15 protein-coding genes, 1 tRNA gene and 2 pseudogenes are annotated in these 20,910 nt (G+C 47.1%); 13 read left to right on the top strand and 5 right to left on the bottom strand.

Features of this window, described 5'->3' with window-relative positions:
* Positions 1 to 9: 9 nt before the first annotated feature.
* Positions 10 to 177, bottom strand: coding sequence for a hypothetical protein (locus SIB80_RS08540; RefSeq protein WP_169276481.1), 168 nt, complete (start codon positions 175 to 177; stop codon positions 10 to 12).
* Positions 178 to 277: 100 nt separating this feature from the next.
* Positions 278 to 469, bottom strand: a complete 192-nt coding sequence (locus SIB80_RS08535) for a hypothetical protein (RefSeq protein WP_063434858.1) — start codon at positions 467 to 469, stop codon at positions 278 to 280.
* Positions 470 to 567: 98 nt separating this feature from the next.
* Between SIB80_RS08535 and SIB80_RS08530 the strand changes: the two genes are divergently transcribed.
* From SIB80_RS08530 to SIB80_RS08505, 6 genes and pseudogenes are all read left to right on the top strand, one after another.
* Positions 568 to 641 (top strand) — tRNA-Pro (locus SIB80_RS08530).
* Positions 642 to 963: 322 nt separating this feature from the next.
* Complete coding sequence (locus SIB80_RS08525; protein ID WP_063434681.1) at positions 964 to 1,143, top strand: hypothetical protein; 180 nt, start codon at positions 964 to 966, stop codon at positions 1,141 to 1,143.
* Positions 1,144 to 1,164: 21 nt separating this feature from the next.
* Positions 1,165 to 1,314 carry a hypothetical protein gene (locus SIB80_RS08520; protein WP_169246972.1) on the top strand — a complete coding sequence of 50 codons (150 nt, stop codon included), beginning with the start codon at positions 1,165 to 1,167 and terminating at the stop codon, positions 1,312 to 1,314.
* Positions 1,315 to 1,408: 94 nt separating this feature from the next.
* A pseudogene (locus SIB80_RS08515) lies at positions 1,409 to 1,660 on the top strand (Nif11-like leader peptide family RiPP precursor); the annotation flags it as partial.
* A gap of 696 nt (positions 1,661 to 2,356) precedes the next feature.
* Complete coding sequence (locus SIB80_RS08510; protein ID WP_063419153.1) at positions 2,357 to 2,551, top strand: hypothetical protein; 195 nt, start codon at positions 2,357 to 2,359, stop codon at positions 2,549 to 2,551.
* A gap of 32 nt (positions 2,552 to 2,583) precedes the next feature.
* Positions 2,584 to 2,895 (top strand): Nif11-like leader peptide family RiPP precursor, encoded by a 312-nt coding sequence (locus SIB80_RS08505; protein WP_063419152.1) that lies wholly within the window; start codon positions 2,584 to 2,586, stop codon positions 2,893 to 2,895.
* 193 nt (positions 2,896 to 3,088) lie between these two features.
* Here SIB80_RS08505 and SIB80_RS08500 read toward each other — a convergent pair whose 3' ends face one another.
* Both SIB80_RS08500 and SIB80_RS08495 read right to left on the bottom strand, forming a co-directional pair.
* A complete protein-coding gene (locus SIB80_RS08500; protein ID WP_169246971.1) occupies positions 3,089 to 3,235 on the bottom strand; it encodes a helix-turn-helix domain-containing protein in 147 nt (48 codons plus the stop codon).
* A gap of 215 nt (positions 3,236 to 3,450) precedes the next feature.
* Positions 3,451 to 3,588 (bottom strand): hypothetical protein, encoded by a 138-nt coding sequence (locus SIB80_RS08495; protein WP_236076868.1) that lies wholly within the window; start codon positions 3,586 to 3,588, stop codon positions 3,451 to 3,453.
* Between the two features lie 26 nt (positions 3,589 to 3,614).
* Between SIB80_RS08495 and SIB80_RS08490 the strand changes: the two genes are divergently transcribed.
* The 6 genes from SIB80_RS08490 (at position 3,615) to SIB80_RS08465 (ending at position 14,903) form a co-directional block, all read left to right on the top strand.
* Positions 3,615 to 3,740, top strand: coding sequence for a hypothetical protein (locus SIB80_RS08490; protein ID WP_413351585.1), 126 nt, complete (start codon positions 3,615 to 3,617; stop codon positions 3,738 to 3,740).
* A gap of 52 nt (positions 3,741 to 3,792) precedes the next feature.
* Complete coding sequence (locus SIB80_RS08485) at positions 3,793 to 4,107, top strand: hypothetical protein (protein WP_063434719.1); 315 nt, start codon at positions 3,793 to 3,795, stop codon at positions 4,105 to 4,107.
* Between the two features lie 1,020 nt (positions 4,108 to 5,127).
* Positions 5,128 to 13,017, top strand: coding sequence for an Ig-like domain-containing protein (locus tag SIB80_RS08480; protein WP_413681483.1), 7,890 nt, complete (start codon positions 5,128 to 5,130; stop codon positions 13,015 to 13,017).
* On the top strand, positions 12,933 to 14,078 hold the full coding sequence (locus SIB80_RS08475; RefSeq protein ID WP_413681482.1) for a hypothetical protein: 1,146 nt from the start codon (positions 12,933 to 12,935) through the stop codon (positions 14,076 to 14,078). The genes SIB80_RS08480 and SIB80_RS08475 overlap by 85 nt, the downstream gene beginning before the upstream one ends.
* Positions 13,996 to 14,304, top strand: coding sequence for a hypothetical protein (locus SIB80_RS08470; RefSeq protein WP_413681481.1), 309 nt, complete (start codon positions 13,996 to 13,998; stop codon positions 14,302 to 14,304). Before SIB80_RS08475 ends, SIB80_RS08470 begins: the two co-directional genes overlap by 83 nt.
* A 140-nt stretch (positions 14,305 to 14,444) precedes the next feature.
* Entirely contained in the window at positions 14,445 to 14,903 is a 459-nt protein-coding gene (locus SIB80_RS08465; RefSeq protein ID WP_063419137.1) for a hypothetical protein, read from the top strand.
* A 643-nt stretch (positions 14,904 to 15,546) separates the two neighbouring features.
* Here SIB80_RS08465 and SIB80_RS08460 read toward each other — a convergent pair.
* A pseudogene (locus SIB80_RS08460) lies at positions 15,547 to 16,584 on the bottom strand (carbamoyl-phosphate synthase).
* Between the two features lie 981 nt (positions 16,585 to 17,565).
* Here SIB80_RS08460 and SIB80_RS08455 point away from each other — a divergent pair.
* Positions 17,566 to 20,010: a S8 family serine peptidase gene (locus SIB80_RS08455; protein ID WP_413351579.1), complete on the top strand. Its 2,445-nt coding sequence runs from the start codon at positions 17,566 to 17,568 to the stop codon at positions 20,008 to 20,010.
* Positions 20,011 to 20,910: the final 900 nt, after the last annotated feature.

The following is a 20,910-nucleotide window of genomic DNA, read 5'->3' as shown; positions in this document are numbered from 1 at the left end:
CTCTGTAAGCTAGATATTCCTATTGGGGCTAGGTGATGGCAAACCCCATGTTGGAATCGGTGGTGGTTCTGCCCCAGCTGCCAATGATTGTTGCCTGCCTTCTAGCCAGGCTTCCATTTCTTTTGGAGTCAGCACTCGCTCCAAGCGGCGAATCAATTCTTGTGGAGGGTGTTGCATCACTATGTTCCTGAATAGTCCGTGCCAAAGCTCAAATTTGTCTCTGCTCGACCAATCTCCATCATTAGCTTCTGAACTTTTAGTCCACTTAGATATAGCTCTACCAGCATGAGGTGATTGTGATCATGGATAGTCGCTCGAGTTTTGAAATCATGACTATCGCAACGCTGCCTAGGTGATCCCTGCCGACTCTTGCTGAAACGGCTGCGCCATCCAAAGCCATTGGGATTGTCGCCGCCATTGTCAGGGCATCAAGTGGGCAAATCAGGACGATCGGCTGAGTGAAGCCCACGCCACAAACGAACTCAGAGTGAGTCTCTACAAAAAGGCCCAACCTATTGGGGCAAGGTTTTACTGATAAGCACCCCAGAGATTAAGATTCTTTCGTGGCGGGGCGTGGCGCAGCTTGGTAGCGCGGGTGCTTTGGGAGCACTAGGTCGCAGGTTCGAATCCTGTCGCCCCGACTTGAATCTCAGCGAATAGGAAAAGCAGGTTTGCGCTAAGGCTGCGCTAGGAGAGGTTGCTGCCACGGCCGTAGCGCAAGGCTTTCGATCAAGCGACTCAGCAGCTGTTGACTTATTTCAGAACCAGTTGGTAACTTTTGGGTCTCCGTAAGAGAAGAGCGCCTCGGGTCCCCAGAGCTGCTCTCCGCCAGGGTCTGCCTGGTCCCTAACCAGCTCCATTCATGAGTTGGCTCACTGGAAGTAGTGAGGGCTTCGCTTTAGAAGTTTGTCGAAAGGACGGTTCTGTTCACCCCCTTCTGAGGAAGATTCAGCAGAACTGTCAATGTCCCGCAATCGTTACGCCAACAAAGCTCGCAATGAAGCCCGTATTCATGGGCAGACTTTGCGTGGTAAGCAAAAGCATGATTGCAGCCCACAGGTCACGCGTTTGATCATGGCCGGGAGGGATGATCAAACGCGTGACCTGATGGCTGCAACCAAATACATCCCAGATAATGAGTGACCTTTTAAGCGTTCAATCCCAGTGCAGCGTTCCGTTCGTCTCTCCTTATCGCTCACTGTTGCTGCTGCTCTTGCACTAGCTAGCACTCCCATCCAGCCAGTCGCTGCTCAAGAAGATGGCAATGCAGCAGATCTCGGCGTGATGGAGATCAACATTAAAGATACCAAATAAATCAAATCTTCTAGTGCATGCATTCAACAGCCTTAGATTGGGCTATACATAGGAAAAAGCGACCCAACAATCAATGAGCTAAGAACAACTCAAAGCCTTTCTCGAGAAGGTCAAAGGAGACGTCAGCCTTCAGGATAAACTCAAAGCCGCTGCTGATGCTAATTCTGTTGTTGAGATTGCGAAGGCAGCGGGTTTTATAATTTCTGCTGATGAACTCCAGAAAGCTCCAGACTTTAGAAGCTCCTATTCTGAAATTTCTGAAGAAGAGCTGGAAGCCGTAAATGGTGGGACAGGCTGCCCTGGCGGAGAAACCTGCCCCACTGGCTATCCAGAGTCGACCCTCTAAACAAACTGCAACTACTGCAAACTGGTGCCCCAACCCCCTCTATTGCTCAAAGCCCCTGCAAAGCCAGGGGCTTTTTATTTCTTCAATGACTTCCCTATTCGCTTAAAACGGCATCCGATACCTGGCACGTTGACTTGCAGAAAGTTGTCGTGATGTCTTCTTTAGCAGGCAATAACCAGCAATAGTCTTTCGTATTCATCACAAATCTAACGTCAATTTTACATACCATAAAACTACTTATATCCCCAACTTAATCACCACAGCCTGAGAGTTTGATCGCCATCTCTAATTCCATTTGTTTTTCTAAATCTCACCGCTACTTGATGCCAATCCTCAGGGATTTGGTTGAGGCGTACATCCCAAGCCCAAGGCAGTCGTTGTTGACCTGGAGAAACCCTCTTTTCTTGCCCGGCGTCGGAGTACCAAGGCCTATAGCAGCGTGATCCGGAACACCTTGGTAAACCGATCGTCTGCCGAAGTGTTCTTTATTGAGCCTCTAGCAGTTCGGCTTACGAGCTGTTGGTTTAGCAGGGAACGGTGATTGAGGAAGATGGATTACCGCCATGGATAACCATGATGGTTTTGGAGGGGACACCATTTTGGGTGAAGTAGGTAATCCAGGTGCCGTTAGTGAAAGGCATGAGAGAGGTAGTTAGTAAGACCAGGTTAAGTTGACTGAGCAGACCTTGTAGACGTATGGGTTCTATTGCCGAATTACGGGAAGAGATGCTGGTGTTGGAGAAGTATTGGGAGCGAGGCGTTGAGCTTCATTCTGTTGGCGTATTGGACGGGGAAGAATTTGGTGAATGGGGAGCTGTCTGTATGAGCGCGATGGTGTCGATGGGAATTGGTGGTTTGGAGTTTGTGGCGATCATTCACATCAGAGCTTAGAATTTAATATATCCTGACGAAAAGAAGAAATTATGAGCAAAGAAAATCTTGAACGGTTTATGGTTGAGGTTGCAGAGAGTCGATCACTACAGGTACTCATTAGTGACGAGATCAATGCAGAATCCTTGGTTGCCTTAGGTGCAAAACATGGCTTTGACTTCAGTGTTGAGGACATACAGCACTCATCTGAGTTGAGTGAGGATGAGTTGAGTCTTGTAGTGGGAGGAGTTAAATCCCGGGGAGGCCAAGGAAGCATGGCTATCGCGTATAACCCGAAATACGGACGAAGCATGTATCACTTCAAGTGCAATATCGGACTTGATCTGCCTCTGGGCATGCCTTAAATCATAGGAAATGCGCTGATTGAGCCAGAAACAGATACAAGAGAGACGAACGTGGCACGAACTTGAGGTAGATCAGACCATTAAGTAGTGGTCAAGTGCAAAGAAATTGCCAATACCGCTGTGTTTCTGGCCTTATTGACTATCTATCTGTGTGTTGAAGACGAAAGGGGAGCGGTGGCTCCCCTGTATCGAACTAAGCGTCTGCCCACCTCCTAGCCGTATTAGCTGAGCAGTGATAGCGATCAGCGATTTGTTGCCAGGTGTAGCCCATACGTCGATAGCGATGAATTCTGGTGTGACGTGATTCTTTAGCCCAGAGAAGGATGAGGAGAGGGAGCAAGACGAGAACTGCTGCCTATGCCAAAAGACAAGTGAAAGTTATTGGTTTTAAAAGCTTGTGGGTGTTTGTAGGAGGTGGCTCAAAGCAATCGCTGCCGACAGCCCTTCGCTACAGGAAATCCACGTAGACGTGATTGGTGCGCTTGCTTCTGATTTGAGGGGAGTGCTCCACACTGGTCGTCCATTGAGAGAGCCATCTCTCTTCATCGAGCTTCGTTATAGGCCATAGCCATTGTCTTCAGGAGGTATTTCAGGAGGAGCTGTGCCTGTGCCTTCTAACGCTTCCCCGATCAGAGCAATCTCTTGAGGAGTACTCGGAAGGTGGTAAACATCAGAAAGCAGCTCACCCCACAATCCCGCAAGGTGTCTTCGCTTGTCTTTTGGGTAAATCGAACAGTGTCTTTTATCAGTTGGAGCGTTTCAGCATCAACCTCATCGGCCGCCTGCCAACGTTCGAACAGCTCGACGAAGTAGGAAATTTACCTCCATTGCCTCCATTGCGCTGATTTACACCCCAGCAATATTCTCTTCATCTTCTTTTCTGCCAGAATCCAAAGCATGGGTAAGAAATGCACCAAGTACGAAAAAGAAAAGCGCGTCCTGCAATTCGTACAGATGCTCTCTAAAGGTGCAGTCAACTCAGAGTTGATTCGATATGCCTCGGATGAATGGGGTATCGGAAAACGACAAGCTGAGGACTATCTCGCAGAAGCACGGCAGGTTGTTATTGATGACGTCAACCATGACCGCAAGATTGTGGTCGCTGAGATGGTTCACATGATGAAGGCCGTCATGAAAGAAGGCTTTCGTACAGGACAACTGAATTCAGTTATTGGAGCCGCCAATACGTTGTCGCGTGTGGCCAAGCTCTAAAAATGCTTCCCTGCTTGCTTAGGGCCTTAGAAGAGCAAGGTTGCGGGGATGCCGAGGTGAGGACTTGCAGCAGTGAACCCTGGAACTGAAAGCTGATACTTCCAGCCCTCGGGTTGAACGAAAGAGATCTTGTTGGGGCTGTTGTTCAAGCCACGAAGTGATGTGGCCAACTAGCAAGAAGCTCTAGCTCCTGGCAGTGCACCTACTGGAGAGGGTTATAGAGCCCTAGAAGCGTTGCGGGGATGAACGCAGAGGTTTAGAGATTCAAGGACCTGCCCTTTGCACGTGTCTCGCCTTGATCCAGGTCATGTACTGAGGGTTTTCACCTAGGCAAAGAGGGTTTTAGCTATTGAGTGGCGGTTCAATGCATCTGTGGCACGAGAAGATTGCGCTAAATACCTTCTACTAAGAGGTTGATCTGGCTTCTTTGATAGAGAATTAAAAAGAAACACACCAGCCAATAGCAATGCCGCCACGGGATATTTGCTTGATACAGATGAACATGGCTCTCAATACAATTGCCAAGCCCTCGATGAAGCAAGAATTAGATAAGAGATAGATACAAGCTCTTAGACGTGATTGAATAGGCTGCGTGCAAAGATAATGGGACCATCAAAGGGCAATTAAGCGGGAAAACACTGCTTTCTTAGTAGGTACTTACGCCTATGTGAGTGTGTAAAAAACTTGCGGAGAAGCTAATAATCCGATTTCCGTCAAATGCTCTAATAAAATAATGGCAAGAGGAAGATAGTGGGCCTTTAACATGCTTTCTGGCAAAGCCCTTGACCCAACTCTAGCGCAGTATAAATACTCAAAAACCAAGTGGCTTGATGTGGAGGCGGTGAATTGGCAGTTCAATCTACTGAGTTTAATAGAAAACTTTAAGAGATACACTTGCAATCGATTGGGAATAAATACCCCACTTAAATCTATTCGTTTTGCTATCAGTATTGTTAGCAAGAATAAAATTAGTGATAGCACTCAATTGGCTGCAATAAGCAGCCGGAAGGGTGTTATCTCATGACCAGCACCTATCCCAAAGGGTTGCAACCTCAACATGAGTGGACAAGTTACCTTGATTATGAAGGGTATCTTCAAAATGCTGCTATTGGTAGCGATGGATCTACTTATATTTCCAGTACAGATATTGTTGAGGATGCAACAGGAAATGGATACTCTACGCCTAGATATCGAAGTGTGCCTTATCTGACTAAATATAATTCAGACGGGAGCAAAGCCTGGGAAATAACAGAAAATATTCAAGGAATCGATGGCTGGGGTACTCTTTATGCAACGACTAGCGAAGATGGATCAATCTTTATTGCACAGAATAACACAAATTCAATTCAAGTTGCTAAATATATCCCTGAGACTGATTACGATTGGCTTGGACAAGCTATACCAATAACTTATGATTGGGATGTTAGCATAAATGGAACAAAAGTAGCTGGGAATGGTTACACCACCACTTCACCAGGCAACCCTTGGATTCAAGGAATAACGTCTGGCAGTGATGGCTCTATTTATATTACAGGCTATGTATTTGGTGGGAATTTAGAGAAACAAGCTTCTATAGGCACTGACATTAACGATCGCGATGCTTTTATCAGCAAAATATCACCAATTGGGGAAAAGGAATGGACAAGAATATTAGGGTCTGAAGAATATGACTCTCCCAATTCAATTGCCACTGATAGTAATGGTTCAGTTTATATCAGCGGGGTGACTCGCGGCGATTTTGATGGAGAATATAATCCCAGTAAAGGTATTGATTATAATGGTAGTGGTTTTGTTAGCAAGTACAAGTCTAATGGCACTAAAGAGTGGTCCAAAGTGTTGGGCACTAGTGGATACGATTCGGTAACTTCGATCGCGATAGACAGCAATGACTCTCCATATTTCATCGGATATACCAACAGTCAGTCTTTTATTACTAGGTATAGCAGTGATGGCTCAAGAGAATGGACAGAATTAGCAGGCGAAGGCGAGGTTGCGGCCCAAGCAGTAACAGAAGATGTCGATGGGTCTATGCTTATTGCTGGAATTACAGGCGGTGGGTACTACACACCGAAGGACGCTGTTATTAGCAAGATAAATGATGATGGCGGGTTTGATTGGAGTAAGACAGTTGGCTCTCTTGGCATTGGAGGAGCAGTAAAAGATATTAGTGTAGGCAATAAAGGAGAAATCTATATCATTGGCCAGGATTACGATTCTGTAAACCACCGTGCGAATCATTTTTTGAGCAAGTATGAATACAAGATACCCGACTATAAAGTAACAACAACTCATTGGAACGACAACAGTCAAACCTCAATAGATGAAGGAGAGTGGATAACGACAACAGTTAGCACAGAAAATGTCAATCAAGGCACCGAGCTTTACTGGGAAGTTGAAGGAGTGCAAGGAGATATTACTTTGTCAGATTTCTCTCAAGGGGAATTAAAGGGATTTAGTCCAATTTATGGCACATTTGCTGATGGTGGGTTCTCTATTCCCCACCTCATTGCAGAAGACCTAACAACAGAAGGTCTTGAGAGCATGGTTATCAAACTCTTCTCTGATCAAGCAAGAAATGAACTGCTTGCTCAATCATCAACTGTAGAGATTAACGATAGTTCAAAAACCCCTCCACCCTCAATCCCAGATCTCATCGCTACATCTGATAGCGGTATCTCGAATTCAGACAACATCACAAGCGATAACACCCCCACATTCTCCGGCACGGCAAAAGCAGGATCCAGCGTTGAACTCTTTGCTGATGGAATATCTCTTGGCAGCTCCATAACCGATAGCAATAGCAATTGGGCTTACACCGTCGCGAATGACTCCCCTCTTGCTGATGGCTCAATCGCTATCACCGCAACCACAACAACAGAAACTGCAACCAGCGCTTCTGATCCATCGGATCCTCTCAACCTCACCATTGATGCCACTGCTCCTGCCTTCTCCTCTGGCGAGACAGCTGCCCCGATAGAAGAAAACAGTGGCGCAGCTCAAGTTATCTATACCGCTGCTGCAGATGATGCATCAGATGTTTCCTACAGCCTCAAACAAAACAACAGCGACGATGCAGCCTCCTTCTCTATTGATCCATCAACAGGAAAAGTAAGCCTCAAAGACGATCCAGATTATGAAAACAAAACCTCCTATTCATTCTCCGTATCTGCCACCGATTTAGCTGGCAATAGCAGTGAGCAGGATCTGAATCTGGGCATCCTCAATCAACCCAAAGCCTCAACTCCAGACCTCATCGCCACCTCTGATAGCGGCATCTCGAATTCAGACAATCTCACCAACGACAACACACCCACATTCTCCGGCACGGCAAAAGCAGGGTCCAGCGTTGAACTCTTTGCTGATGGAATATCTCTTGGCAGCTCAACAACAGATAGCAATAGCAATTGGTCTTACACCGTTGCGAATGACTCCCCTCTTGCTGATGGCTCAATCGCTATCACCGCAACTTCAACAGAAACTACAAGTGATTTAAAACGCACGGCGATACCTGTGGCTGCACCAGGCCGGACTACGCATGAGTGGCGCAACAAATACGCTTTCGCGGCATTAAAAGACGACGGCTCCGTTGTTACTTGGGGGGACTCCGAAAAGGGTGGTGATAGCAGCAGCGTTGATCTTGAGCTCAGCTCTGGTATCAACCAGATCTTCTCTAACCCCCATGCCTTCGCGGCATTAAAAGACGACGGCTCCGTTGTTACTTGGGGGGACTCCGAAAAGGGTGGTGATAGCAGCAGCGTTGATCTTGAGCTCAGCTCTGGTGTCAACCAGATCTTCTCTACGGAACATGCCTTCGCGGCATTAAAAGACGACGGTTCCGTTGTTACTTGGGGGGCCTCCGACTACGGCGGTGATAGCAGCAGCGTTGATCTTGAGCTCAGCTCTGGTGTCAACCAGATCTTCTCTGCGAATATGGTATTCGCGGCATTAAAAGACGACGGCTCCGTTGTCACTTGGGGGATATTAAACCAGGGCGGTGATAGCAGCAGCGTTGATCTTGAGCTCAGCTCTGGTGTCAACCAGATCTTCTCTACGAGTGGTGCCATCGCGGCATTAAAAGACGACGGCTCCGTTGTCACTTGGGGGGACTCCGGCTACGGAGGTGATAGCAACAGCGTTGATCTTGAACTCGGCTCTGGTGTCAACCAGATCTTCTCTACGAAAAGTGCCTTCGCGGCATTAAAAGACGACGGCTCCGTTGTGTCTTGGGGAGCCTCCGACTTCGGCGGTGATAGCAGCAGCGTTGATCTTGAACTCAGCTCTGGTGTCAACAAGATCTTCTCTGCTAAACACGCCTTCGCGGCATTAAAAGACGACGGCTCCGTTGTGTCTTGGGGGTTCTCCGACTACGGCGGTGATAGCAGCAGCGTTGATCTTGAGATCAGCTCTGGTGTCAACCAAATCTTCTCTACGGGGTATGCCTTCGCGGCATTAAAAGACGACGGCTCCGTTGTGTCTTGGGGGGCCTCTAGAATGGGCGGTGATAACAGCAGCGTTGATCTTGAGCTCAGCTCTGGCGTTAGCCAGATCTTCTCTACGGGGTATGCCTTCGCGGCATTAAAAGACGACGGCTCCGTTGTCACTTGGGGGGGGGGGCGCTCCGGCGGTGATAGCAGCAGTGATATCAGCAGCGTTGATCTTGAGCTCAGCTCTGGTGTCAACCAAATCTTCTCTACGGAAACTGCCTTCGCGGCACTAAAAGACGACGGCTCCGTTGTGTCTTGGGGGAGTGGCGTTTTGTCTTCTGGGGACCCCAACAAGGGCGGTGATAGCAGCAGCGTTGCTGCTGATCTCAGCTCTGGTGTGGTCTCCTTCGCGGATCCGTTCCACGATGATCGCCTGATCTTTGGCACCATCACTTCTGATCCATCAGATCCCCTCAACCTCACCATTGATGCCACTGCTCCTACCTTCTCCTCTGGCCATACAACTAACCCGATAGAAGAAAACAGTGGCGCCGCTCAAGTTATCTATACCGCTGCTGCAGATGATGCATCAGCTGTCTCCTACAGCCTCAAACAAAACAACAGCGACGATGCAGCGTCCTTCTCTATTGATTCATCAACAGGAAAGGTAAGCCTCACAGACGATCCAGATTATGAAAACAAACCCTCCTATTCATTCTCCGTATCTGCCACCGATCTAGCAGGCAATAGCAGTGAGCAGGATCTGAATCTGGGCATCCTCAATCAACCCAAAGCCTCAACACCAGATCTCATCGTCACGTCTGATAGCGGCAACTCTGATTCAGACAATCTCACCAACGACAACACTCCCTCATTCTCAGGCACGGCAGAAGCAGGATCCAGCGTTGAACTCTTTGCTGATGGAATATCCCTTGGTAGCTCCATAACCGATAGCAATAGCAATTGGTCTTACACAGTTGCTAATGAAGCCCCTCTTGCTGATGGCTCAATCGCTATCACCGCAACCACAACAACAGAACATTCAACCAGCACTTCTGATCCATCAGATCCCCTCAGCCTCACCATTGATGCCACTGCTCCTGCCTTCTCCTCTGGCGAGACAGCTGCCCCTATAGAAGAAAACAGTGGCGCAGCTCAAGTTATCTATACCGCTGCTGCAGATGATGCATCAGCTGTCTCCTACAGCCTCAAACAAAACAACAATGACGATGCAGCCTCCTTCTCTTTTGATGCATCAACAGGAAAGGTAAGCCTTAAGGACGATCCAGATTATGAAACCAATCCCTCCTATTCATTCTCCGTATCTGCCACCGATTTAGCTGGCAATAGCAGTGAACAGGATGTAAATCTGGGCATCCTCAATCAACCCAAAGCCTCAACACCAGATCTCATCGCCACGTCTGATAGCGGGATCTCTGATTCAGACAATCTCACTAACGACAACACCCCCTCATTCTCCGGCACGGCAAAAGCAGGATCCAGCGTTGAGATCTTTGCTGATGGAATATCTCTTGGCAGCTCAATAACCGATAGCAATAGCAATTGGGCTTACACCGTTGCTAATGACAACCCTCTGGCTGATGGCTCAATCGCTATTACCGCAACAACAACAGAAACTTCAGGGCGCGGTCTAATCCAACGCACGGCGATACCTGTTGCTTCACCAGGCCGGACTACGCATGAGTGGGGCAACAACAGTGCCTTCGCGGCATTAAAAGACGACGGTTCCGTTGTGTCTTGGGGGGACTCCAGGTACGGCGGTGATAGCAGCAGTGTTGATCTTGAACTCAGCTCTGGTGTTAACCAGATCTTCTCTACCAAAAAGGCCTTCGCGGCATTAAAAGACAACGGCTCCGTTGTTACTTGGGGTGACTCCAGCTGGGGCGGCGATAGCAGCAGCGTTGATCTTGAGCTCAGCTCTGGTGTCAACCAGATCTTCTCTAATAATTACGCCTTCGCTGCAGTGAAAGACGACGGTTCCGTTGTTACCTGGGGTGAATCCGACTGGGGCGGTGATAGCAGCAGCGTCGCTGCTGACCTCAGCTCTGGTATCAACCAGATCTTCTCTTCATATGGAGCCTTCGCGGCAGTTAAAGACGACGGCTCTGTTGTCTCTTGGGGAGACTCCGAGCGGGGCGGTGATAGCAGCAGCGTTGATCTTGAACTCAGCTCTGGTGTCAACCAGATCTTCTCTAATGATTTCGCCTTCGCGGCATTAAAAGACGACGGCTCCGTTGTGTCTTGGGGGCACTCCAGCAACGGCGGTGATAGCAGCAGCGTTGATCTTGAGCTCAGCTCTGGTGTTAACCAGATCTTCTCTACTACGTTCGCCTTCGCGGCAGTTAAAGACGACGGTTCCGTTGTGTCTTGGGGGGACTCCAGGTACGGCGGTGATAGCAGCAGCATTGATCTTGAACTCAGCTCTGGTGTCAACCAGATCTTCTCTACTGAGTACGCCTTCGCGGCATTAAAAGACGACGGCTCTGTTGTTGCTTGGGGAAACTCCATCTGGGGCGGCGATAGCAGCAGCGTCGCTGCTGATCTCAGCTCTGGTGTCAACCAGATCTTCTCTACTGATACTGCCTTCGCGGCAGTGAAAGACGACGGCTCCGTTGTGTCTTGGGGGCACTCCGAAAATGGTGGTGATAGCAGCAGCGTTGATCTTGAGCTCAGCTCTGGTGTCAACCAGATCTTCTCTACTGGTAGCGCCTTCGCGGCAGTTAAAGACGACGGCTCCGTTGTGTCTTGGGGGTCCGACTACGGCGGTGATAGCAGCAGCGTCGCTGCTGACCTCAGCTCTGGTATCAACCAGATCTTCTCTTCATATGGAGCCTTCGCGGCAGTTAAAGACGACGGCTCTGTTGTCTCTTGGGGAGACTCCGAGCGGGGCGGTGATAGCAGCAGCGTTGCTGATCAACTCAGCTCTGGTGTGGTCTCCTTCGCGGATCCGTTCCACGATGATCGTCTGACCGTTCCTACCAGCACTTCGGATCCATCAGATCCCCTCAATCTCACCATTGATACCACTGCTCCTGCCTTCTCCTCTGGCGAGACAGCTGCCCCTATAGAAGAAAACAGTGGCGCAGCTCAAGTTATCTATACCGCTGCTGCAGATGATGCATCAGCTGTCTCCTACAGCCTCAAACAGGGCAACAGCGACGATGCAGCCTCCTTCTCTATTGATCCATCAACAGGAAAGGTAAGCCTCAAAGACGATCCAGACTATGAAACCAAAACCTCCTATTCATTCTCCGTATCTGCCACCGATTTAGCGGGCAATAGCAATGAACAGGATGTGAATCTAGAAATCAAAGACATTCATGCTTCATACATACTTTCTACATCTAGCGACTCCCTCAATGAAGGCGAGCAGCTAACGAGCACAGTCAGCACTCATGAAGTTATTTCAGGGTCTGAAGTTTATTGGTCACTTTCTGGCACTGGTATCAATCAAGGAGATTTTACAGAAGGGGATTTGTCTGGTTCAGGTCAAACCGATGCTGATGGAAAATTCTCGTTCTCCCATACGCTCAGGAATGATCAAACAAGAGAAGGCCCTGAAAGCTTAGACGTCAAACTATTCACTGATGCCTTGCGCACTGAGCAAGTAGGCAATACAGCCTCTGTAGAGATCAAAGACACATCAATGTCAACTCACTACGTACGCCGTGGTGAATCGGCTTATGTCATTGTTGATGGGCCTTCATGGCAAGAAGCAGAAGCCTATGCGCAAAGGATTGGCGGCAATCTGGTCACGATTAATGATGAAGCAGAGAACCAGTGGTTACATCAAGCATTCCAAATAGAACCAAAGCCAGATAGCATTGCCAATCCATTAACCGAACCAACTTGGTTATATACAGGCTTTAATGATGTCGATAGTGAGGGTGATTGGGAATGGTCCAGCGGAGAGGATGTTACTTACACCAATTGGTGGGGCAGCGACTGGCCAGCTCCAGAGAAAGGATGGTTATCTAATACTGCTGAAAACTATATGCACCTCGGCTTTATTCCTCCTGACAAATGGAATGACACTGCCAACAATGGAACGATTCAAAACAGAGGAGGCATCGCCGAAATATCCCTAGCCAGAAGCAATCATGATATTGCCAATCAATGGACGCCTAATCCACAAGCCACAGCAGATAGCGACCTTGAACTTAGCTATAGCCTTCATTCAACCAATGGCACTGACACGCAAACTGATCTCAAGCAATTGGCAGTTCTTGGTGATTCTGTTGATTGGCAAGACAGCTATCGCCTAGACATCACAGCCAAGAGCCTTGCAGAAGGCTATGACTTAGAAACAGCCGATATCACGATCAACTTTGATCCTTATCTCTTTAACGAGATCAAAGCATCTGATATCAAGCATCGGCGGTGCAGCTGCCCATCGCCAATGCGGTACGCATCGATAATGATGTGGGCACCATCCGTATTGCAGCATCAAGTCTTGGAGATCTAGATCCAGGAGATCTCTATGGAAACCATCTAGCCGATGCCGGATCGCGTATTGGCGCGGATGGTGGTGTTGTGGCATCGATTGAACTGGATTTCAATGAGTTCCGCCTCGATACGCTCACGCAAAACTCCAATGGCAAGATCCTTGATCCCAGCACACCACTCTTCTTTGGTTTAAGTGCCAATCAAGATGAAACCGTTTTCTCTAAAGCCTTAGATGATGGCAGCGGTTTGGCAAACCGTGAAATCAAGAGCTTGCGCGATCTCGGTGGTGATTTGGCTGTTGATGGAACCAAAGTCACCCTGTATGAGGCCGCCATCAACCTAGAAGAGCAAGGTGATGGCTTGATTCTTAGTACTGAGCGTGTGATTGGTAGCTATAACCCCATCTCTACAAATTTGGTTCGCTCAGGTGCCACCATCTCAACAACAAGCACCTGGACCAATGTGGGCAATATCGAGGCGCAAAACATCCAAGTCACAGGCATCACCAACAGCAATGCAGAACTGGTAGAAAGCGATAGTTATTTTGCATACCAAGGCATCGGCGCAAACGGTGATCAGGTCACGCGCAACAGCCTCAACAGCGGCAGCTTTAGTTCAGACACAGGAGAATTCGAATCAGCAGCGCAAGAATCTGGCCAGTTGCATGCAGCGATCAAGATCACTGGCGCTGCAGGCAATGTGGTGGATCTCGGCTTAGGTATTGCCAGCTTGCAAGCTGATGGATCAGATCTCTTTAGCAACCAAAAGGGCTCCAAAAACCTGATTACTTATCAAGGCGACCTCAATTACGACGGCAGGGTCTCAATGAAAGATCTGGCCTATCTCAATGCTGGTGCAGCAAGGCAACAACAAATCAGTGCTGCTGACAATGCAACTGAGGTTGATGCCAACAATGATGGCTTTGTTGATGCCAGTGTGGCCACTGCCGTTGATGCCAACTTTGATGGCCAAATCTCCATGGCAGATCTGGCCGTGATTGGATGCCGATTGGGGCCAAAGCCTGCATCAACAACCAATCAATGGCGCCAATGGAACACAATCAAGCTTTACCGGTTCTGATCAAATCTCCTGGGATGAACTCGATAATCAGGGAACAACAGGCGATGCAGCCTGGGATAACCAAGCGTTTAAAGATCAAAATGCTGTAGAAGCCAGCAATGACTTTGTTCAATCACTCGAATCACCAACCGCTGTGGGTGTGATCGGCATGAATGGCAACACTATTAACAACGATGTTCCAGAAGGGGGAAAAGGAGATTCTCAGGATGAATCACTAACGTTGTAACCGCTTAATGCAGCAATCAGCACTGGCGCTAGTGAAGCAACAAGCGAAGGCTTTTTCCAGCCAACAACGATTGGCTTGGGATTGAGATGGAGATGTCTTTATCTATTGCGGCAGCATTAAAGAACAACTATAATTAATAAATGAAGATTACCTACAAAGGAAACACCTACCAAGAGCTCCTTGATTTAACCGGTGACAAAGGTAAGACATCTTTTGAAGTTCCAACAAGTGAAACTGAGTTAATTGAGTTTATCTATAAATCAGGTTATGTGGATGAGGATGACTGTGATTGGCATGAAGATAAGTTATTCTTTGACATCCCTTCTTGGTGTAAGTTCTCACCCAACTCTTGGGAGATTGATGAAGATGGTTGGGGTGAAGGTGAGGACAAAGATTATTGGGATTGGAAAAAAGTTGAAATTCTTTACCCTCACAAACCTGAGCATTATGAAACTCTTATGTATTTAACTGCCTGTCAATGGTTAGAGGGCGACTGGGACGATGAAGAGATTAATTCCAAGAGGTGTAAAGAAGAGATTGAACCAATCCTTCCATTTGTAAAACAGCTATACAAATACAACAACGGTATTGATAGCTAAACCCATCATTCTTTGTGGCAGGTTTAGTGTTATTTCCTTTCTTTCTATTTGTAGTAAATGATATTCATGGATTATTCATCCCGTGATTGCTTTTGCACGTTTTCCAAACCAGTTACAGCAAAGGTTCTGAGGACACATTCCAAACTCATTTGGGTGGGTTGCTTGATTTCTACTAAATCCCTCCCATTATTCTAACTTTCCTCTAACCCTGGTTTCATCCTAAAACACCAGTATGTGACCAAAGGTACCAACCTTTGTTGGTGGTAAACCATCTTCTGCAATCACCGTTCCCTGCTAAACCAACAGCCGCCGGTCAAGGAAAGCATGGTGATGCGCATCACCTTGAACATCATGCTCCGGAGAACTCTGAACCAGCGTGTTGCGTAACACTCTGAAGAAAGGCTGTCATTGACCGTGCCCTTTACGCTGCGCAATCAGCCTTAGCTCTTGAAGGCGAGTGGGCTAAGAGTGGCGACAACCGGCACACCCTGGCAGATTCTAGCCTTGATATTATCAAGACCACATCTCAGGGAGAATTAGTCTAATAATATAAGACTTAAGCCTTAGAAAACTGTGATAAGGTCACGGTAATAAGTCTAACAATGTAAGACTTAATCCTTAGATAACTTTGATAATATTAGCCTTAATGGCAATCACCCGCAATCTCGGGACAGTGGGCCTTGCACCATTCCACCGATCCCACATAGGGTCCTGCCATCAATGACCGCTGACCTACGCAGATTAGGGTCCAGTAATCGTGCACTCTTACATCTCGATTGTCTGGTGTTGCAGATAACGCTTGAATTGCAGGCATTACTGCTGGTTCTTTCTTGCTAGGTGCTCCATACCCATTACTGCCAAAGTGATATTTAATGTCTGCCGTAAAGCGAGTATCAAAGGCTTCATCGTAAGAAAGATTGGTGCCAAGCGTTAAACCATTGCTGATGCTGTATGCGAGTCTTCCTTTAACACCAGAACCATCAGCATCATCGAGATCACCTTGCTGGTAGTAATTACCAACAGAAGCATTGAGATCAGGTGTGATGCTGTAGCCAACATCTAATCCGTAGGTATCAAGAGAACCGCCTTTGTAATGGCTATTTAGGCGTTTCTCGACATCACCAATAGGAACCAGTGCATAGGCATTGAAGTTCCAAGTGTCTGAGACTGCTTCTAAGCCTGCAGCAACCTGAGAGAAGAAGACCTCACGCTTATCAAAGATATTCACGTTGGTATCAGCATCACCTGTATTCATCGGCCGGCTCTCATGGCCAGCATTGATGCCATACATCCAAGAGCGGTCACCATTCAGCCAGCGATAACCCAAACGGGTTGATGTGCTGATCGAGGTACCAGCAACCTCTGTATTGATGATGCTGCTTTAGCCATCAAAATCAGAGAAGTTGGCATTGGCTAAAGCATCAATAAACCAAACGCTGTTCTCACCAACAGCAATCGGAAGAAAGGCTCCAATGCCGGCTTGATTGGGTGTGCCTGCTCCTTGAAGTGCTCCTTGAAGACCCCAGTTGAACTGCACAGCATCTTTGAGGTTGATCTCCATCACGCCAAGATCTGCTGCACTGCCTTCGTCTTCAGAAGCTGCTGGCTGTATAGGAGAACTAGCTAAGGCAAGAGCAGCAGCACCAGCAAGCGACAGAGGAAGACGAACCGAACGCTGCATGGGGATTGAACGTTTAAAAGGTCATTCATTATCTGGGATGTGTTTGCTTGCAGGTATCAGCCCACATCAACTGCTGTAAAAGGAGATGGAAAAACTTTGATGACTAACCATCAAAAAACCCCGCCATGGTGCGGGGCCTTTGTTTATTTGATTTCTCCCCCCTGGGGCGGTGATGATTTTTTGTTTTCATCCTTCACCGCTATCAATAGATTCACTCAACCTCTTTAAAAATGCAGTGCCCTGGCTCAATGGCAGCGGTGAGTTTGAGCACAAGCATCTATAACAGATGCGTTCTCTCTGCAAGTAGAACCAACAATTGACATGAAGAAGGGCACCCGCGTTGGATGCCCTCAAGTCCAGGACAGGTTTTCAGGGTTTCTACGTCCTCGGACTCCTGATCTAGGTCTAAGCAAGCAACAAAAAGGCGTCAGTAGGCAGAATTGCTCCTTTCGATCAAGGGTCTCTAAATGCCCCAGCAATACCCTTTCAAACCAATGGGTTCAGGTCTTTTTGTAGCTGCTAAGAACATAAAAAAGAACCATTCGAATCGGGATAGAGGGTTCAAGTAGGCGTTTCGTTTTTAAGCGGGTTTTCCCAGGCCCGCTGTATCCCTCGCAATCACGCCAGTTGGGTCCCATCCACCTAGCGACAGCGATTATTGATCAGCAGTCACAACAACTGCAGCGACAACTACAAGCACAGGTTACAGAGGCTGTCATTGACTGAATAAGCAAGCCGCAACTAAATAGAGAGCTAAAAAGCAAGGCTATTGATAGGATTAGTCACAAGACTGATCTAGAATAATCAGATTCACCATCCAAATCACTTCTAATCAATCGATATGCACAAATAAAGGTGTGACCTACGTCACGATTGAATGAGAGCAAGTTCGCGGCTCAAAAAGTTCTAGATCACATCTAAAGTCATGACATTGAGCGAAATTGATTGAGTCATTCAAAAGGCATAGCCTTTTCTCTAGTCATGAAACGGCTCTTCAGAAGTATCCGCTCAAATAACAAGCAATCAGAGCGCAGAGACTTCATCAGTGAATCACTAAATTTAGCAAAGCAAATAGACAGTCAGAACACTCATCTTGGCGCGGGGCATTCAAGCCACTATTACTCCAATAGTGGCGAGATGACTGAACAAGAGCAGCCCTTTGAACTCGAAGCTAAGGGCGCCTCAAATGCAAACAACACAACCAAAGATTATCCTCGCGATAGCAGACTATCTTTTGAGAGGCAAGAAACATTCAATGTTCATTATTCCACAAGTCTGGAAGATCCGATTACAGGGAATCAACATGGTCCAAATACAGTTGGCCGACACCTAAGACAGCCATTTGCTTCATTCAAGCATAAAGGTTTCTCTTCCAGTGCAAATCAGCAAGATCGCGATGAATCAACTGATGAATTCAATCATCAAGGCCAATTTGAAAGAAAATCAAATAGGTTTTCCTTCGGAAGGCTAAACTGGATAGCAAGAAAAGGCCAACAGGATTTACCAGAAGATCGTACAAATGGTGAACATGAAGCTGGCGAAGAAGGTGGTTCACACAACCCATTTAGCAAAGGTTTTGATCGACACTCTTTCAGGCATAACCCACGACCATACGATGTCGATCTAAACGATGTCGATCTAAGCATCAGCATCAAGCCATGGGACTTTAGTGTAGAGGGTCTATTTGATTATGGTTATACCCGTATTTATGATGCATCACACGACGGCACGAAAAAAGAAGTCTTTGAAGATGGTGCTATCAGAATCAATTATGATGGTGATTTCTTAAATGATAATAGGTTGGATTTCTCAGATATTTTTGGCTGGAGTTGGGGCCCATTCTCAACAATAAAACTTGGTAATGTTGAAGCTCAAGTCAATGCAACCCATACCACGACAGGAGAAAGTGTTGACCTTGGAACATACACACTAGATCTCTCAGAAGATCGATTCCTTGTCGATCTTAACGACAAGATCGATGCTGCAGAAAGCTTCTTTGATAGACGCAGTAACTGGGACTTTGATGTAGATATTGATGCTGTCTTCGGAGGTATAAGGGAAAATATAGAAGACTTTGATGAAAGATTAACGATGATTGATGCTCTTGACTGGAGTACATTTGATGGTGACATTGAAGCCAACACTTTTACTTATAATGATCTGGATGCATATTCATGGGTAGGCTCACAATATGATTCAGGCAGAATTTACAAAGCTCGTGGTGGAACCGACGAACTAATACTTAATGGTCTTGATAGTGCAGACATCAAGAGCTTCAATGGCGAAACCTTCAGCGGTCTGACTGATTACACAACAATCGGCGAACAGGCCATTTATCAAGGCACAGCTTTCGACATCTTGAGCCTCAAAAATGGAGATGAGATTTATCTACAAGGTTTTGAGAAGATTACCACCGAAGACGATAGCTACCGCATTAGAGAAGGAATGAGCGACAGTACAAAAGAACAATGGAATCTACAAGCCATGGATGCAGGAGGTGCTTGGCGATTCAACAAAGGTTCAGAAGATGTTGTTCTCGTGTCTCTTGACAGTGGGATTACTGACACAACAGGAGCACACGATGAGATTTCCCATGTCCAAATGCAAACGGGTTTAAACGACTCTGGTTCTCAGCATGGGCATCATGCGATGAGCATTATGTCAGCAAAGCATAATTCAGCTAACATTGCTGGCATAACTAAAGACAATCCACTTTGGGGATACACAATAGGAACATGGCGAAATGGGGTGGATATTTATGATGCAATTGAGGATGCAAAAAGCAAGCGTGAATGTGGCCAGCGGCTTGTTTTTCAGAATGGTTCTGGCAGTGGATGGGGCGATTGGGGTGCCACTGAAGCAGAAATGCGAACTTCAATTGAAGAAACAGCAGATTATGGTTTTTTCTCAGCATCTGCTGGCAACGACAGCGCCACAGATGGAGTTGCTGGTGCAGGTGGAATAGCACCATTCCAAACAGACTTTGACAACGTTGCCAGTGTCGGTGCTCTGGAATTTACAGGTACAGAAGAAATAGATGCCATTATTGGAGGATCACTTACTAATGTAACTGGTACGCAAATAGCCTCGTATTCCAACGAAGGGGATGACCTAACCATGGTCGCGCCAACTGACAGTAAGGCGATCAATGGAAGCGGAAGTATAACAACTTTTAATGGTACATCCTGTGCTAACCCAAACCTTGCTGGTGCAGCAGCTTTAGTTTGGAGTGAAAACCTGTCTCTATCTGGCGGCGAAGTTAGAGAAATTCTGACAACAAGTGCCATGGATTTGGGAGCTACAGGCCGTGATAATACCTTTGGTGCTGGAACGGTAAATATTGAATCTGCAGTTCGTCGTTCTCATGCACTATCAGTCGATAATGAGTTAGCTAGTCTCTATAGCAATACGGAATTTCTAGCTTGATTCAAAACGCTTTCTAATCTCTTCTACTTTCATCGCCCTGGGCATATGTCCAGGGCTTTTTTAGGTATTAATGAGCCTCAACGCACTTCCACTCGATCAACAACAACAGGAATACCGCTGCCTAGCACCATTCAGCTCATCAGCCAACCACTCAAACTTCAGAACGGCACCTCGCTTCCCTTGCAAGTTGGGTCTCACTTACTGCAAATATCAAACGACTCAGTGGGAACTATTAACAACTACTGCTGGGACAGCTCCAGAGCAAAACCGATTCACTCAGGCAATTGTGAACTAAATAAAAGACTATCAATATTAACTGCAACAACAGCAGGGCAACAATAAGCACAGCTACTGCAATGGCAACAGTGCTTGGTGTTCTCAAGGTTATTCATTGCACGGTTCAAACAAATCCTCCTGCCTCCGCAAATACAACCGAACCAAAAAGGTAGTGAGAACAAAGGCTGGTCGGTGATCGACATCCCGTCTTAAACGTCTCAGGTACAGTTTTCGCGGCCGCGATTTCCTCAATTGAATAAAGGTGGCTATGGAGCAGTCGACAGGTCTAAGGATTTTTAGATTCCTTCAGCCAGCGTTTGCGTCGTAAGCCAAGGAAAGACTCGCACTTACAGAAGAAGTCCAGGGAATAAGCTCCCCTACGACAGAAATCTTCCCTCGCCCACTTTGAATGGAGCGTGAGAGGCATGCTTTGAGAAAGTTGATCGTTGGTTGGCTGTAGTTCTTCCATTAAGCGTTCACCTGTGCATAGAGGTCTGCTGTTGCATCTGGTGTAAAGCGTGCATAACTACTTAAGTGCACCTCAATCGTGTGCCCCATTGCTTGAGCGATATTCGCTATTGGTAGCCCTGCTGCATGTGATGCTTTGGCGTAGCGATGGCGAAA

Origin of the sequence: Prochlorococcus sp. MIT 1327 (assembly GCF_047304785.1) — a bacterium.
GTDB classification, from domain to species: domain Bacteria; phylum Cyanobacteriota; class Cyanobacteriia; order PCC-6307; family Cyanobiaceae; genus Prochlorococcus; species Prochlorococcus marinus_D.
The sequence above is the reverse complement of the archived record's forward strand: the minus strand, read 5'-3'. Positions and strand labels throughout refer to the sequence as shown.